This window comes from Klebsiella sp. D5A (genome assembly GCF_001620885.1).
GTDB lineage: Bacteria > Pseudomonadota > Gammaproteobacteria > Enterobacterales > Enterobacteriaceae > Klebsiella > Klebsiella variicola.
Genome location: NZ_LOAR01000029.1, coordinates 13,060 through 26,162, shown reverse-complemented (window position 1 = coordinate 26,162; position 13,103 = coordinate 13,060). Strand labels below are relative to the sequence as shown.

Here is a 13,103-nt window from a genome sequence, read left to right as displayed (position 1 = left end):
GTGTGAAGTGATTCACATCTGCCGTGTCAGTGGGAGCGCATTATAGGGATCCCATTTTTTTGCACAAGCCTTTTTTCGATCTTTTTTTCTGAATGGTGATTTTTCACCCTTTTCGTCGCGTAATTGCACGATTTGCTCAATTTTCACCGTTTTCAGGGGTTGCACAGGGAGATAAAAGCCACCAAAGTCTTCTTACATTCCGGTATTTTGAGGTCTATATGTCTGCTCAGCTGCGCCCCTATAAAGCATTTTTCCCACAAATCGGTCTTCGCGTCATGATTGACGCATCCAGCGTTGTCATCGGTGATGTCAGAATTGCCGATGATGTCAGCGTCTGGCCTCTGGTGGCTATTCGCGGCGACGTCAACTATGTATCGATAGGTCAACGCAGCAATATTCAAGACGGTAGCGTTCTCCATGTGACCCATAAGTCCTCTTATAAGCCGGAGGGAAATCCGCTGATCATTGGTGAGGATGTAACTGTTGGTCATAAAGTGATGCTGCACGGCTGCACTATCGGCAACCGCGTGCTGGTTGGTATGGGTTCGATCTTATTAGATGGTGTCGTCGTTGGCGATGACGTCATGATTGGTGCAGGCAGTTTGGTACCGCAGAACAAACAACTGGAAAGCGGCTACCTTTACTTTGGCAATCCGGTCAAACAGATCCGCCCCCTGACGGAGACGGAACGGGAAGGACTGAAGTATTCAGCAAATAACTATGTGAAATGGAAAAATGAATACCTGGATCAGGATAACCAGATCCAGCCCTGAGCATCTTCCTGACCATCGCGGATCAATGCTTCCACCTCTTCCTCTAGATCCCAACGATGTTCCTGGAAGGCGGCCAGCCATTGCGCTGGCCCCTCTGCGCTAAAACGCTGCTGCAGGCTCTGCCCTGAAATTGCGCAGGTTAATTGCATCCCATTGACCAGCACAGGAAAAACCACACCCTGCCGTTCGGCATCCCATGATTCCCGGTCAGGAAACTGAATCGCCTGATTCATGCATTCAGTTCCTGCTGCAGCGTTTCGATGACCGGAGCGATAGCCGGCAGGACGCCGTGCCATAGCAGAACAGCATGGGCGGCTTGCGCCACCAGCATTCCCAGCCCATCAGCACAGTGGACTGCGCCATACTGCTGGCACCAGTGAAGAAACGGTGTTGGCCCTTTCTGGTAAAACATGTCATAGCAATACACGTCAGCGTGGACAACAGATGCCGGGATAGCCGGTACATCACCGTCTATTCCACTGGACGTCGCATTGATGATCAGATCGAATGTTTCCCCGGATAAGGTATCCATCTCTCTTGCGCTGACGCTACCGGTATGGGCGAAGAGAGTGGCTAACTCATGGGCACGAGAATAGGTTCGATTCACGATCGTGACGGCACATCCCAGCGACAGAAGCGGCAAAAGAACCCCGCGTGATGCGCCACCAGCACCTACCAGCAGGATCCGCTGGCGCGGCTTAATGAACCCCAGGCGTTCCAGATCGCTCAGGAGGCCAATACCGTCGGTGTTGTCCCCCAGTAAACGGCCATCTTCCAGGCGTTTCAGGGTGTTTACTGCTCCCGCCAGCGCAGCGCGTTCTGTCAGCTCGTCCGCGCGCGCAAAAGCTTCCTCTTTAAAAGGAACGGTGACGTTGGCCCCCTTTCCTCCTTCTGCAAAGAACTGATTCAGAGAAGAGACAAAATCGTCCAGTGGCGCCAGCACACGTCCATAAGGATGAGTAATCCCTAACTGGCGGGCAAACAGCTGATGAATAGAAGGCGACTTGCTGTGCGCGATCGGATTACCAAAAACGGCATAGGTTTCCATGGTTCACCCCTGGCGGAACAGTTTACCCGTCAGGGCATCACGGATTTCAGATGGATTTTGCCGTCCACCCGTGGCGCCATCCACAACCGGGAAGCTGTCACCAAACTGAGCATGAACCTCTGCGGTGGTACGACACGGTGGTTGCCCGGTGAGATTGGCGCTCGTCGAGACCAGCGGTTTCCCGTAAGCTTCGCACAATTCAATCACCAGCGGATGGTTGGTCACGCGTACGGCCAGCGAATCAAAACGCCCCGTCAGCCAGCGCGGCGTTTCAGGACGCGCCGGGAATACAAACGTCACCGGTCCCGGCCAGCAGGAAAAGATAGCGTCCCGCTGCGAGTCACTTAACCGTGAATCATCAACATAAGGCTTCAACTGCTCAAAGCTGGCGGCGATAAGGATCAATCCCTTGTCAACAGGACGCTGCTTCAGCTCCAGCAGACGCATGACGGCCGTTTCGCTGTCTGGATCGCAGCCAACGCCAAAAACGGCTTCTGTGGGGTAGGCGATGACATGTTCATTTTTCAGTACCGCCACGGCATGGGCGACGGTTTCTGAGGGCAGGTTATTGTTCACTGATTTATTCCGCCGGGATCGGCTTTCCACATTGTTTACTGGCACAGAAGCGTCTGAGCCCCTGCGCCGTCTTCTTTTCAATTAACAGCGGGTAATGGCATTCAGGGCATTCGCCCGCTACCGGTTTAAAATTGATAACGAACTGGCAATCAGGGTAGCGATCGCAGGAATGAAAGGTTTTACCGAAACGAGAGCGACGCTGGACCAGATGCCCTTGTCCGCATTGCGGACAGGCGATAGCGGTCTCATCGGGTTTATCAATCAGCTCGGTATGCTCGCATTCGGGATAGCGACTGCAGCCGATAAACATACCAAAGCGCCCCTGGCGTAACACCATGACAGCGCCGCAAGATGGGCACTCCTGTCCCTCCAGCACCTTAACGATATGACCGTCCGCCTGACTTTTCAGGGGACGGATATAGTCACAGTCCGGATAATGCGAACAGCCGAGAAACGGGCCATGTTTCCCGGAACGGATCACCAGTTCAGCCCCGCACTGCGGGCAGGGCTCATTTTTACGCACCGAAAACAGTGCTGATTTGGTCATAACAACTCGATGTTGCTGCAAAAAGATTAATGCAGCATACCTTCATTTACTTCGAAGAGTAATTCTTCCATTTGCTGATAGGCGTTTTCACAGCCCGGAATGTTGAACAGTACCATCAGGATGACCCATTTCAGGTCTTCCAGTTCAAATTCTGCTGTATCCAGCGCCAGGACGCGCTCTATCACCATTTCTCGCGTTTCGAGGTTCAACACCTGAATCTGCTCGAGGAAGAGTAAAAATCCCCGGCAACTGGCATCCAGACGCTGGCACTCCTCTTCGGTATACACCCGAAGCGACAGCGGGTCGGAAGCGAGCTGCATGGGTTCAACGAGACCTTCCTGATAATCAGCCAGTTTCTCGAGCCACATTAACGCGTTATAGATATCTTCCCGCTCAAAGCCTGCATCGGTAAGATCCCGCGTCAGTTTGTCCTGATCCACGCGCATTTCTGCTTCGTTATGGATGTAAGTTTCAAACAAATACATGAGTACGTCGAACATGGCTTGCCCTCCTTAATCGGACATAGCCGCCGGGTACAGCTGCGATCCAGCCTGCTAACTCCAGTTCAAGTAGCTGAGCTACGGTTACTGGCACAGATTGGCCGGCACGTTCAGCGACAACGTCAACAGGTGTTACCTCATCTCCTACGTTAGCCAGGAGCTCCGGAAATGGCAATGCTACAGACGGCTGATCGGCGCAATTATTTATCGAATCAGACGTATCAGTAAGCCAGGCCAGCTCGTTTTGCCAGTACTCCACGATATCCTCTGGCGAGGTCACCGGTACCGCGCCTTGCTTGATTAACCAGTGCGGACCTTCAGATCCCGGATTACCAATCGGGCCAGGCAGGGCGAACACATCTCTTCCCTGCTCCAGGGCGCAACGGACGGTGACCAGCGATCCGCTTCGCAACGCCGCCTCAATCACCAGCACGCCCAAACTTAAGCCGCTGATAATACGGTTACGTCGGGGAAAATGAGCGGGAAGCGGCGGCGTAATGAGTGGAAATTCAGAGACCAGCGTACCGCCATTGTCGATGATCTGTTGGGCGAGGTTTGCATGGCGCCGCGGATAAACCTGTTCCAGCCCGTTGCCCAGCACCGCGATGGTTTTCCCCTCCGCGGCCAACGCGCCGCGGTGCGCAACGCCATCAATGCCTAACGCCAGCCCACTGGTGATGGTGATCCCTCTACGCGCCAGCGTTTCGCTGAACAGTTTTCCCCAGCGGGCGCCATACCAGGAGTGCAAACGGCTGCCAATAACGGCAAGCTGCGCGCTGTGAAGCAGGGCGGGGTCGCCACTGACCAGCAACGCGCCGGGGTAATCAGCGATAGCCCTTAGCCGCAACGGATAGCGCGGATCGTCAGCCCGTAACAGATGATGATCCGGGTGTTCCAGCCAGCGCTGCGTCTCGTCAAGCTCCCGCTCGTCAAACCGTAAAAATGGCTTCACCTGCGCCGCGGTCATCCCAACGGCATGTAGCGCTTCACTATCCACGAAAGCGGCTGCGCATAACCGCTGCGCAATATCCAGCATCCTGTCGCCATACAAATTATTGACCTTCATCAGCCGCAGCCAAATCTCGTCGGGCGTCATCCTTACCCCCTGCCATAAGCGGCATTGACAATCTTTGCGATTGGACAGTGAGACTGTCAATTGCAGGGGGTTTTGTCTAGAATAGAGCTAATAATCTTATCAACTCCTGAATACGACTCTGGAACTTTATGGCAGTTTTGCAAGTGTTACATATTCCGGACGAGCGCCTTCGCAAAGTCGCCGAGCCGGTCAAAGAAGTGAATGCGGAAATTCAGCGTATCGTCGATGATATGTTCGACACCATGTACGCCGAGGAAGGCATCGGTCTGGCCGCAACCCAGGTCGATATCCATCAGCGCATCATCGTGATCGATGTGTCGGAAAATCGTGAAGAGCGGCTGGTGTTAATCAACCCGGAGCTGCTGGAAAAAGACGGCGAAACCGGTATTGAAGAAGGCTGCTTGTCCATTCCGGAACAGCGTGCTCTGGTACCCCGTGCGGAAAAAGTGAAGATCCGTGCGCTGGATCGCGACGGTAAGCCGTTTGAGCTGGAGGCCGATGGCCTGCTGGCGATCTGTATCCAGCATGAAATGGATCACCTGGTTGGCAAACTGTTTATTGACTATCTGTCACCGCTCAAACAACAGCGCATTCGTCAGAAGGTTGAGAAACTGGATCGTTTACGTTCCCGTGCCTGATAACAAGGAATACCGTGTCACATTCACTACGTATCATTTTCGCCGGCACCCCCGATTTTGCAGCGCGTCATCTTGACGCGTTGTTGTCGTCTGAACATCAGATCGTTGGCGTGTTTACTCAGCCAGACCGTCCCGCGGGACGCGGCAAAAAATTGATGCCGAGCCCGGTAAAAGTGCTGGCTGAAGCCCATGATGTCCCCGTATTCCAGCCATCGTCTCTTCGTCCGCAGGAGAACCAACAGCTCGTCGCCGATTTGGGCGCCGATATCATGGTGGTGGTGGCGTATGGTCTGATTCTGCCAAAAGCGGTGCTTGAAATGCCGCGACTGGGCTGTATCAACGTTCATGGCTCCCTGCTGCCGCGCTGGCGTGGCGCCGCGCCGATCCAGCGTTCGCTGTGGGCGGGCGATAGCGAAACCGGCGTGACCATCATGCAGATGGACGTCGGCCTTGATACGGGTGACATGCTGTATAAGCTTTCCTGCCCCATTACCGCTGAGGATACCAGCGGCAGCCTGTACGATAAGCTGGCCGGCCTCGGCCCACAGGGACTGCTGACAACCTTAGCGCAACTGGCAAACGGAACGGCACAGCCTGAAGTCCAGGACGAGTCACTCGTCAGTTATGCCGAGAAGCTGAGTAAAGAAGAGGCCCGCATCGACTGGTCGCTTTCCGCTGCACAGCTGGAACGTTGCATCCGGGCGTTTAATCCTTGGCCAATGAGCTGGCTGGAGATTGACGGGCAGCCAGTCAAAGTCTGGCGGGCATCGGTTATTGCCGAAGCCACGCACGCCGAGCCGGGAACAATAGTGGCAGCAACCAAACAGGGTATTCAGGTCGCCACGGGTGATGGGATCCTCAGTCTGGAATCACTACAGCCAGCGGGTAAAAAAGCGATGAGCTCGCAGGACTTACTCAATTCCCGCCGGGAGTGGTTCATCCCTGGTACCCGTCTCGCCTGACGGTTGTCTCTTTAAAAGCCCGGGTTAGCCGGGCATTTTTATTTTTGCGCTTATGAAAAACAAAATAAACTTACGCAGTCTGGCCGCCCAGGCTATCGAGCAAGTGGTAGAACAAGGTCAGTCTTTGAGCAACGTTTTGCCCCCTCTGCAGCAGAAAGTCAGCGATAAAGACAAAGCGCTGTTGCAGGAGCTGTGCTTTGGCGTATTGCGTACGCTCAGTCAGCTTGAGTGGCTTATCAACAAGCTGATGGCGCGTCCGATGACCGGCAAACAGCGCACCGTGCATTTTCTGATCATGGTTGGGCTTTATCAGTTGCTCTATACCCGTATTCCTCCGCATGCCGCACTGGCGGAAACGGTAGAAGGCGCGGTGGCCATTAAACGCCCGCAGCTTAAAGGGCTGATCAACGGCGTGCTACGCCAGTTCCAGCGCCAGCAGGAAGCGTTATTAGTCGAATTTGCTGAGCATGAAAACCGCTATCTTCATCCCAAATGGCTGCTGAAACGCCTGCAGCAGGCCTGGCCGCAGCAGTGGCAGGAGATCGTCGATGCGAACAACCAGCGCCCGCCGATGTGGCTGCGCGTTAACCGCAACCATCATTCCCGGGATGAATGGCTTGCTCTGCTTAAAGAGGCCGGCTTAGAGGGCTTCACCCATCCTGACTATCCCGACGCCGTGCGTCTGGCCACCCCTGCCCCAGTCCATGCGTTGCCAGGTTTTGCCGAAGGCTGGGTCACCGTCCAGGATGCCTCGGCCCAGGGCTGTATGCGCTACCTGCTGCCGGAAAATGGCGAACGCATTCTCGATCTTTGCGCCGCACCGGGCGGCAAGACGACGCATATTCTGGAGGTTGCCCCGCAGGCTCAGGTCATGGCGGTGGATATTGATGAACAGCGTCTGTCACGCGTCTATGACAACCTGAAACGGCTGGGCATGAAAGCCGAAGTCAAACAGGGCGATGGTCGCTTCCCTGAGCAGTGGTGTGGCAACGAACAGTTCGATCGTATTCTGCTGGATGCCCCCTGCTCCGCCACCGGCGTCATTCGCCGCCATCCGGATATCAAATGGCTGCGCCGGGATCGGGATATCGCCGAGTTAGCCCAGCTGCAGGCCGAGATCCTGAATGCCACCTGGGAGCACCTGAAACCAGGCGGTACGCTGGTTTACGCTACCTGTTCTATTCTGCCGGAAGAGAATAGTCAGCAAATTTCCGCCTTCCTCGCACGAACCCCGGATGCTGAACTTCATGCAACCGGTACGCCGGCGAGCCCCGGGCAGCAAAATCTGCCGGGCCCGGAAGAAGGTGATGGCTTCTTTTACGCTAAGCTAATCAAACGTCGGAATTAATGGGTCACTGCAGATGAAGATTATTATTCTGGGCGCCGGCCAGGTCGGCGGCACGCTGGCGGAAAACCTTGTCGGCGAGAACAATGATATTACGCTGGTTGATACCAATGGCGACCGTCTGCGCAGCCTGCAGGATAAGTTCGACCTGCGTGTCGTCCAGGGACATGGCTCTCACCCTCGCGTACTGCGCGAGGCGGGGGCCGATGATGCCGATATGCTGGTAGCGGTCACCAGTTCGGATGAAACCAATATGGTGGCCTGTCAGGTCGCCTACTCATTATTCAATACCCCAAACCGTATTGCGCGTATTCGTGCGCCAGATTACGTTCGTGATGCGGATAAGCTCTTCAATTCTGAAGCGGTGCCTATCGATCACTTAATCGCTCCGGAACAGCTGGTCATCGACAATATTCACCGGCTGATCGAATATCCCGGCGCGCTGCAGGTCGTGAACTTCGCCGAAGGGAAAGTCAGCCTCGCCGTAGTAAAAGCCTATTACGGTGGTCCGCTGGTAGGGAATGCGTTGTCCACCATGCGGGAGCATATGCCGCATATCGATACGCGTGTGGCCGCTATTTTCCGCCACGATCGTCCTATTCGCCCACAGGGTTCGACGATTGTGGAAGCCGGCGATGAAGTATTCTTTATTGCCGCCTCGCAGCATATTCGCGCGGTCATGAGCGAACTGCAGCGACTGGAAAAGCCGTATAAGCGTATTATGCTGGTCGGCGGGGGCAATATTGGCGCGGGTCTGGCCCATAAGCTGGAAAAAGATTACAGCGTCAAGCTTATCGAACGTAATCAGCAGCGAGCCGCTGAGCTTGCGGAAAAGCTGCAGCATACAATCGTCTTCTACGGTGATGCATCGGACCAGGAGCTGCTGGCTGAAGAGCATATTGACCAGGTGGACCTGTTTATTGCCGTCACTAACGACGATGAAGCAAACATTATGTCGGCGATGCTGGCGAAGCGAATGGGCGCGAAAAAAGTGATGGTGCTGATCCAGCGCAGAGCCTACGTGGATCTGGTCCAGGGCAGTGTCATTGATATCGCGATATCACCTCAACAGGCCACAATTTCCGCACTCCTCAGCCATGTTCGTAAAGCCGATATTGTCGGCGTCTCCTCCCTTCGCCGCGGTGTTGCCGAAGCGATTGAGGCCGTGGCGCACGGTGATGAGAGCACCTCCCGGGTGGTCGGGCGTTCGATCGATGAGATCAAGCTGCCGCCAGGTACGATCATCGGCGCCGTTGTGCGGGGCAACGACGTAATGATCGCGAATAATAATCTGCGGATCGAGCAGGGCGATCATGTGATCATGTTTTTGACCGATAAGAAGTTTATTTCCGATGTAGAAAGGCTGTTCCAGCCAAGTCCTTTCTTCCTGTAATTCCCAGGGCGCCGAACAGGCGCCTTTTTATTATCCCTTATTATTCAAAGGTTAATATTTTGCGGTAACTATCTACTGGGAATGGCAAATGAAAATACATTTGTTAAACTTACAACGTCAGCTGGCACAAGGAGAATAAAATGAGTTTTTTAAAAGAGTTTCGCGAATTCGCGATGCGCGGGAACGTTGTCGATTTGGCAGTGGGTGTGATCATCGGTGCAGCATTCGGTAAAATTGTTTCATCGCTGGTCGCAGATATTATTATGCCACCACTCGGCCTGTTGATTGGCGGGATCGATTTTAAACAGTTTGCCGTCACGCTACGTGATGCCCAGGGCGATGTCCCGGCTGTCGTGATGCATTATGGGGTATTCATTCAGAACGTTTTCGATTTCATCATCGTCGCGTTTGCCATCTTCATGGCGATTAAACTGATGAATAAGTTAAATCGTAAGAAAGAAGAGGCTCCGGCGGCGCCGCCAGCTCCTTCTAAAGAAGAAGTCCTGCTGAGCGAAATTCGCGATCTGCTGAAAGAGCAAAACAACCGTTCTTAATCAGCACCGAAAGCAGAAGGCCAGTGGTAAAAAAGCGATTCGCTTGCTTGCCACTGGCCTCCCGGTCAATCCTTCCTGCATGTTTATCTTTACGTTGATAGCTTCCTTTCCCTTTCTTGTTTTTCTCTACACGCTGCCTGAATAACGGATCGTGGAGAAGTGCCTCAATGGCGTTATCTTTAATTTGCCCTTTAGTATGCTGATAGCGACTCATATAAACTCCAGTGCATGTGTGAATTCCGCGCGAGTGTAGATCCGCGCGATGAAAAAATCAACGTCCCGTACCGCCATTGCTGGCGCCTTGTTCAAGGGCCTCAAGAATCGAACAATAAACACTACTGTGCGCAGTCCCACAGCAGGCATCATTAAGCCGCTGCAAAGAGCGACGCATCGTCTGTAACTCTTTGATCCGCGCCTCGACTTCGCTTAATCGCGCCTGAACGATCCCTTTCGATTCCTGGCAGGTATGGTGCTCCGGATCGATACGGATCGACAATAATTCGCGGATCGCTTCCAGAGTGAAGCCCAGCTGACGGGCATAGCGAATAAAGCGTAGCCGCTGAAGATCGTTATCCGAGTAAAGACGAAATCCTCCCTCGGTGCGCACGTCATGATCCATCATTTGCTGTTTCTCATAATAACGGATGGTATCTGGCGTGACGTCAGCCAGCTTAGCCAGCTCACCAATACGATACATATTTACTCCTGGTTCATTCTTTGTAGCAAAGCCTCGGCATACTCACCGCGTAAAAAGTCGGTACTCAGACCAGCCTGACGAAGCTTCAGTTCGAGCAAGGCAAGCCGTTTGCTCAGTTCAGCATGACGAGGATCGTCCTGGCGGACGCCCTTCAGTAAATCAGCCAGTGCCACCGCTTCTCTTCGCTGCTCCAGCTCCGGGGGAAGGCATCCAGCATTCTTCAGAAGGCGATAACCTGCCCGCAGCTCCGCCGGCACATGCGAGTCGTCATCGAGAGTCAGCGGTTCGCCGCTGCCGGGTAAGTTATCGAACTCACCTTTAGTTTGGGCATCGAGGATATGGCGTTCCGCCCACTGATCCAGTAACCACATTCTACGGCTCCGGGGGATGAACAAAAAGAGTACAGATAGTGTAGTGAAGTGGGGATGCGGTAGATATAAAAAAACCCGCCGGGGCGGGTTTTTTTACGTTACTACAGATTACTCTGCAGCAACTTCTGCTTTCGGCTCAGCACGATCAACCAGCTCGATGTATGCCATCGGCGCGTTGTCGCCTGCACGGAAGCCACACTTCAGAATGCGAGTGTAACCACCGGCGCGGCTCGCGAAACGCGGGCCCAGCTCGTTAAACAGTTTTGCCACGATCTCGTTATCACGAGTGCGGGCGAATGCCAGACGACGATTAGCAACGCTATCAGTCTTGGCAAGAGTAATCAGCGGCTCAACTACGCGACGCAGTTCTTTCGCTTTCGGCAGGGTCGTCTTGATGATTTCATGACGAACCAGCGAACCTGCCATGTTACGGAACATAGCCTGGCGATGGCTGCTGTTGCGGTTCAGTTGACGACCACTCTTACGATGGCGCATGACCTTATCCTTCTCAGTAAAACCTTAACCTGTGATCCGGTTACTCGTCAGCAATGCTTGCTGGTGGCCAGTTTTCCAGGCGCATGCCCAGAGACAGTCCACGGGAAGCCAGCACGTCTTTAATCTCAGTAAGAGATTTTTTACCCAGGTTCGGCGTTTTCAGCAACTCAACCTCGGTACGCTGTACCAGATCACCGATATAGTGGATAGCTTCTGCCTTGAGGCAGTTAGCAGAGCGGACAGTCAATTCCAGATCGTCAACAGGGCGCAGCAGGATCGGATCGAACTCTGGTTTCTCTTCTTTCACTTCTGGCTGACGTACATCACGTAAGTCAACAAAAGCTTCCAGTTGTTCAGCCAGAATGGTTGCCGCACGACGAATCGCCTCTTCAGGATCGATTGTGCCGTTGGTTTCCATTTCGATGACCAGCTTGTCCAGGTCGGTACGCTGTTCTACACGCGCAGCTTCAACATTGTAGGCAATACGCTCTACAGGGCTGTAGCAGGCGTCGACCAGCAGACGGCCGATTGGGCGCTCATCTTCTTCCGAATGAATTCGGGCAGAAGCCGGCACATAACCGCGACCGCGCTGAACTTTGATACGCATGCTAATAGCAGCGTTCTCATCAGTCAGGTGGCAAATCACGTGCTGCGGCTTGACGATTTCGACATCACCGTCGTGGGTAATGTCGGCTGCAGTCACAGGGCCAATGCCAGATTTATTCAAAGTAAGGATGACTTCATCTTTACCCTGAACTCTCACCGCCAGCCCTTTCAGGTTGAGCAGGATTTCAAGGATGTCTTCCTGAACGCCTTCTTTGGTGCTGTACTCGTGCAGTACACCATCAATCTCAACCTCGGTCACCGCGCAACCCGGCATCGATGAGAGCAGAATACGGCGCAGTGCGTTACCCAGAGTATGGCCGAAGCCACGCTCTAAAGGCTCAAGGGTCACCTTGGCGTGCGTCGAACTCACTTGCTCGATATCGACCAGGCGCGGTTTTAGAAACTCTGTCACAGAACCCTGCATTGTGTCCTCTCTTTGGTACTAAGCTTTACTTGGAGTAAAGCTCGACGATCAGGTGTTCGTTAATGTCCGCAGACAGATCAGAACGCTCCGGCTGACGCTTGAACGTACCTTCCATCTTGCCAGCATCAACTTCCAGCCAGGTTGGCTTTTCACGCTGCTCAGCCAGCTCCAGAGCGGCTTTCACGCGAGATTGCTTTTTCGCTTTCTCACGAATGCTGACAACGTCATTCGCTTTAACCTGATAAGAAGCGATGTTAACAACACGACCGTTTACCATAATCGCTTTGTGGCTAACCAGCTGGCGTGCTTCAGCACGAGTGGCGCCGAAGCCCATACGGTATACAACGTTGTCCAGACGACCTTCCAGCAGAGCCAACAGGTTTTCACCGGTGTTGCCTTTCAGACGTGCTGCTTCTTTATAGTAGTTACGGAACTGACGCTCCAGCACACCGTACATACGGCGAACTTTTTGCTTTTCACGCAACTGCACACCATAGTCAGACAGACGCGGTTTACGCGCACCGTGCTGGCCAGGAGCTTGTTCAATTTTACACTTGGTATCGATCGCGCGAACGCCAGACTTAAGGAATAAGTCGGTGCCCTCACGACGGCTCAGCTTGAGCTTAGGACCCAAATATCTTGCCATTTTCTTTCTCCAACTAACCTGGAAAACGTAGCGTTATACGCGACGTTTTTTCGGCGGACGACAACCGTTATGAGGGATCGGAGTCACATCAGTAATATTAGTGATGCGGAAACCAGCGGCGTTCAGTGCACGAATGGTAGATTCGCGACCCGGACCCGGACCTTTGACCATAACTTCCAGATTCTTGATGCCGTATTCTTTTACGGCTTCTGCGCAACGCTCTGCTGCAACCTGAGCTGCAAACGGAGTGGATTTGCGAGAACCACGGAAACCGGAACCACCGGCTGTTGCCCAACCCAGTGCGTTACCCTGACGATCAGTGATAGTAACGATGGTGTTGTTAAAAGAAGCATGGATATGAGCCACGCCATCAGAGACTTGTTTTCTTACACGCTTACGTGCACGAACTGGTGCCTTTGCCATTATTCAATC

General features: G+C 53.6%; 19 protein-coding genes. 6 read left to right on the top strand and 13 right to left on the bottom strand.

Annotated elements, in window-relative coordinates; genetic code table 11:
- Nucleotides 1–218: 218 nt before the first annotated feature.
- Nucleotides 219–773 (top strand): gamma carbonic anhydrase family protein, encoded by a 555-nt coding sequence (locus AS136_RS25580; protein WP_008807065.1) that lies wholly within the window; start codon nt 219–221, stop codon nt 771–773.
- Here AS136_RS25580 and AS136_RS25575 read toward each other — a convergent pair.
- Genes AS136_RS25575 through dprA form a run of 6 tightly spaced genes read right to left on the bottom strand, consistent with a single transcriptional unit; the run spans nt 749 to nt 4,540 of the window.
- Nucleotides 749–1,006 (bottom strand): DUF1488 family protein, encoded by a 258-nt coding sequence (locus AS136_RS25575; protein ID WP_012967156.1) that lies wholly within the window; start codon nt 1,004–1,006, stop codon nt 749–751. The genes AS136_RS25580 and AS136_RS25575 overlap by 25 nt on opposite strands.
- Nucleotides 1,003–1,821, bottom strand: coding sequence for a shikimate dehydrogenase (gene aroE / locus AS136_RS25570; RefSeq protein WP_008807063.1), 819 nt, complete (start codon nt 1,819–1,821; stop codon nt 1,003–1,005). The genes AS136_RS25575 and aroE overlap by 4 nt, the downstream gene beginning before the upstream one ends.
- 3 nt (nt 1,822–1,824) lie before the next feature.
- Nucleotides 1,825–2,397 carry an L-threonylcarbamoyladenylate synthase type 1 TsaC gene (gene tsaC, locus AS136_RS25565; RefSeq protein ID WP_008807062.1) on the bottom strand — a complete coding sequence of 191 codons (573 nt, stop codon included), beginning with the start codon at nt 2,395–2,397 and terminating at the stop codon, nt 1,825–1,827.
- Between the two features lie 4 nt (nt 2,398–2,401).
- Nucleotides 2,402–2,944: a DNA topoisomerase family protein gene (locus AS136_RS25560; protein WP_004145330.1), complete on the bottom strand. Its 543-nt coding sequence runs from the start codon at nt 2,942–2,944 to the stop codon at nt 2,402–2,404.
- 26 nt (nt 2,945–2,970) lie between these two features.
- Nucleotides 2,971–3,444 (bottom strand): DUF494 family protein Smg, encoded by a 474-nt coding sequence (gene smg / locus AS136_RS25555; protein WP_008807060.1) that lies wholly within the window; start codon nt 3,442–3,444, stop codon nt 2,971–2,973.
- Nucleotides 3,416–4,540: a DNA-protecting protein DprA gene (dprA, locus tag AS136_RS25550; RefSeq protein ID WP_012967155.1), complete on the bottom strand. Its 1,125-nt coding sequence runs from the start codon at nt 4,538–4,540 to the stop codon at nt 3,416–3,418. Before dprA ends, smg begins: the two co-directional genes overlap by 29 nt.
- Before the next feature lie 128 nt (nt 4,541–4,668).
- Between dprA and def the strand changes: the two genes are divergently transcribed.
- The 5 genes from def (at nt 4,669) to mscL (ending at nt 9,432) form a co-directional block, all read left to right on the top strand.
- Nucleotides 4,669–5,178, top strand: a complete 510-nt coding sequence (gene def / locus AS136_RS25545; protein ID WP_008807058.1) for a peptide deformylase — start codon at nt 4,669–4,671, stop codon at nt 5,176–5,178.
- Nucleotides 5,179–5,192: 14 nt separating this feature from the next.
- Nucleotides 5,193–6,140, top strand: coding sequence for a methionyl-tRNA formyltransferase (gene fmt / locus AS136_RS25540; protein WP_008807057.1), 948 nt, complete (start codon nt 5,193–5,195; stop codon nt 6,138–6,140).
- A gap of 52 nt (nt 6,141–6,192) precedes the next feature.
- Nucleotides 6,193–7,488 carry a 16S rRNA (cytosine(967)-C(5))-methyltransferase RsmB gene (rsmB, locus tag AS136_RS25535; RefSeq protein ID WP_008807056.1) on the top strand — a complete coding sequence of 432 codons (1,296 nt, stop codon included), beginning with the start codon at nt 6,193–6,195 and terminating at the stop codon, nt 7,486–7,488.
- A gap of 13 nt (nt 7,489–7,501) precedes the next feature.
- Nucleotides 7,502–8,878 (top strand): Trk system potassium transporter TrkA, encoded by a 1,377-nt coding sequence (gene trkA / locus AS136_RS25530; RefSeq protein ID WP_008807055.1) that lies wholly within the window; start codon nt 7,502–7,504, stop codon nt 8,876–8,878.
- A gap of 140 nt (nt 8,879–9,018) precedes the next feature.
- Nucleotides 9,019–9,432 carry a large-conductance mechanosensitive channel protein MscL gene (mscL, locus tag AS136_RS25525; RefSeq protein WP_004145325.1) on the top strand — a complete coding sequence of 138 codons (414 nt, stop codon included), beginning with the start codon at nt 9,019–9,021 and terminating at the stop codon, nt 9,430–9,432.
- Here mscL and AS136_RS27735 read toward each other — a convergent pair.
- The 7 genes from AS136_RS27735 to rpsK all read right to left on the bottom strand — a co-directional run bounded on the left by AS136_RS27735 (nt 9,368) and on the right by rpsK (nt 13,094).
- The gene (locus tag AS136_RS27735) at nt 9,368–9,646 is read right to left on the bottom strand and encodes an alternative ribosome-rescue factor A (protein ID WP_008807054.1); all 279 of its coding nucleotides are present in this window, start codon (nt 9,644–9,646) and stop codon (nt 9,368–9,370) included. The two genes, mscL and AS136_RS27735, sit on opposite strands and share 65 nt — an antisense overlap.
- Nucleotides 9,647–9,703: 57 nt before the next feature.
- Nucleotides 9,704–10,129 (bottom strand): Zn(2+)-responsive transcriptional regulator, encoded by a 426-nt coding sequence (zntR, locus tag AS136_RS25520; RefSeq protein ID WP_008807053.1) that lies wholly within the window; start codon nt 10,127–10,129, stop codon nt 9,704–9,706.
- Between the two features lie 2 nt (nt 10,130–10,131).
- A complete protein-coding gene (locus AS136_RS25515; RefSeq protein ID WP_008807052.1) occupies nt 10,132–10,500 on the bottom strand; it encodes a DnaJ family domain-containing protein in 369 nt (122 codons plus the stop codon).
- Nucleotides 10,501–10,608: 108 nt separating this feature from the next.
- Entirely contained in the window at nt 10,609–10,995 is a 387-nt protein-coding gene (gene rplQ / locus AS136_RS25510) for a 50S ribosomal protein L17 (protein ID WP_023323331.1), read from the bottom strand.
- 40 nt (nt 10,996–11,035) lie between these two features.
- A complete protein-coding gene (locus AS136_RS25505; protein WP_002919219.1) occupies nt 11,036–12,025 on the bottom strand; it encodes a DNA-directed RNA polymerase subunit alpha in 990 nt (329 codons plus the stop codon).
- Nucleotides 12,026–12,050: 25 nt separating this feature from the next.
- On the bottom strand, nt 12,051–12,671 hold the full coding sequence (gene rpsD, locus AS136_RS25500) for a 30S ribosomal protein S4 (protein ID WP_002919224.1): 621 nt from the start codon (nt 12,669–12,671) through the stop codon (nt 12,051–12,053).
- A gap of 33 nt (nt 12,672–12,704) precedes the next feature.
- Entirely contained in the window at nt 12,705–13,094 is a 390-nt protein-coding gene (gene rpsK, locus AS136_RS25495) for a 30S ribosomal protein S11 (protein WP_004388621.1), read from the bottom strand.
- Nucleotides 13,095–13,103 lie beyond the last annotated feature (9 nt).

Coding starts and splice junctions, on each gene's coding strand:
- rpsD (WP_002919224.1), bottom strand. CDS start 12,671: ATGGCAAGATATTTGGGTCCTAAGCTCAAGCTGAGCCGTCGTGAGGGC.
- def (WP_008807058.1), top strand. CDS start 4,669: ATGGCAGTTTTGCAAGTGTTACATATTCCGGACGAGCGCCTTCGCAAA.
- smg (WP_008807060.1), bottom strand. CDS start 3,444: ATGTTCGACGTACTCATGTATTTGTTTGAAACTTACATCCATAACGAA.
- mscL (WP_004145325.1), top strand. CDS start 9,019: ATGAGTTTTTTAAAAGAGTTTCGCGAATTCGCGATGCGCGGGAACGTT.
- dprA (WP_012967155.1), bottom strand. CDS start 4,540: ATGACGCCCGACGAGATTTGGCTGCGGCTGATGAAGGTCAATAATTTG.
- AS136_RS25515 (WP_008807052.1), bottom strand. CDS start 10,500: ATGTGGTTACTGGATCAGTGGGCGGAACGCCATATCCTCGATGCCCAA.
- rpsK (WP_004388621.1), bottom strand. CDS start 13,094: ATGGCAAAGGCACCAGTTCGTGCACGTAAGCGTGTAAGAAAACAAGTC.
- AS136_RS25560 (WP_004145330.1), bottom strand. CDS start 2,944: ATGACCAAATCAGCACTGTTTTCGGTGCGTAAAAATGAGCCCTGCCCG.
- trkA (WP_008807055.1), top strand. CDS start 7,502: ATGAAGATTATTATTCTGGGCGCCGGCCAGGTCGGCGGCACGCTGGCG.
- AS136_RS25505 (WP_002919219.1), bottom strand. CDS start 12,025: ATGCAGGGTTCTGTGACAGAGTTTCTAAAACCGCGCCTGGTCGATATC.
- AS136_RS27735 (WP_008807054.1), bottom strand. CDS start 9,646: ATGAGTCGCTATCAGCATACTAAAGGGCAAATTAAAGATAACGCCATT.
- rplQ (WP_023323331.1), bottom strand. CDS start 10,995: ATGCGCCATCGTAAGAGTGGTCGTCAACTGAACCGCAACAGCAGCCAT.
- rsmB (WP_008807056.1), top strand. CDS start 6,193: ATGAAAAACAAAATAAACTTACGCAGTCTGGCCGCCCAGGCTATCGAG.
- AS136_RS25580 (WP_008807065.1), top strand. CDS start 219: ATGTCTGCTCAGCTGCGCCCCTATAAAGCATTTTTCCCACAAATCGGT.
- aroE (WP_008807063.1), bottom strand. CDS start 1,821: ATGGAAACCTATGCCGTTTTTGGTAATCCGATCGCGCACAGCAAGTCG.
- AS136_RS25575 (WP_012967156.1), bottom strand. CDS start 1,006: ATGAATCAGGCGATTCAGTTTCCTGACCGGGAATCATGGGATGCCGAA.
- zntR (WP_008807053.1), bottom strand. CDS start 10,129: ATGTATCGTATTGGTGAGCTGGCTAAGCTGGCTGACGTCACGCCAGAT.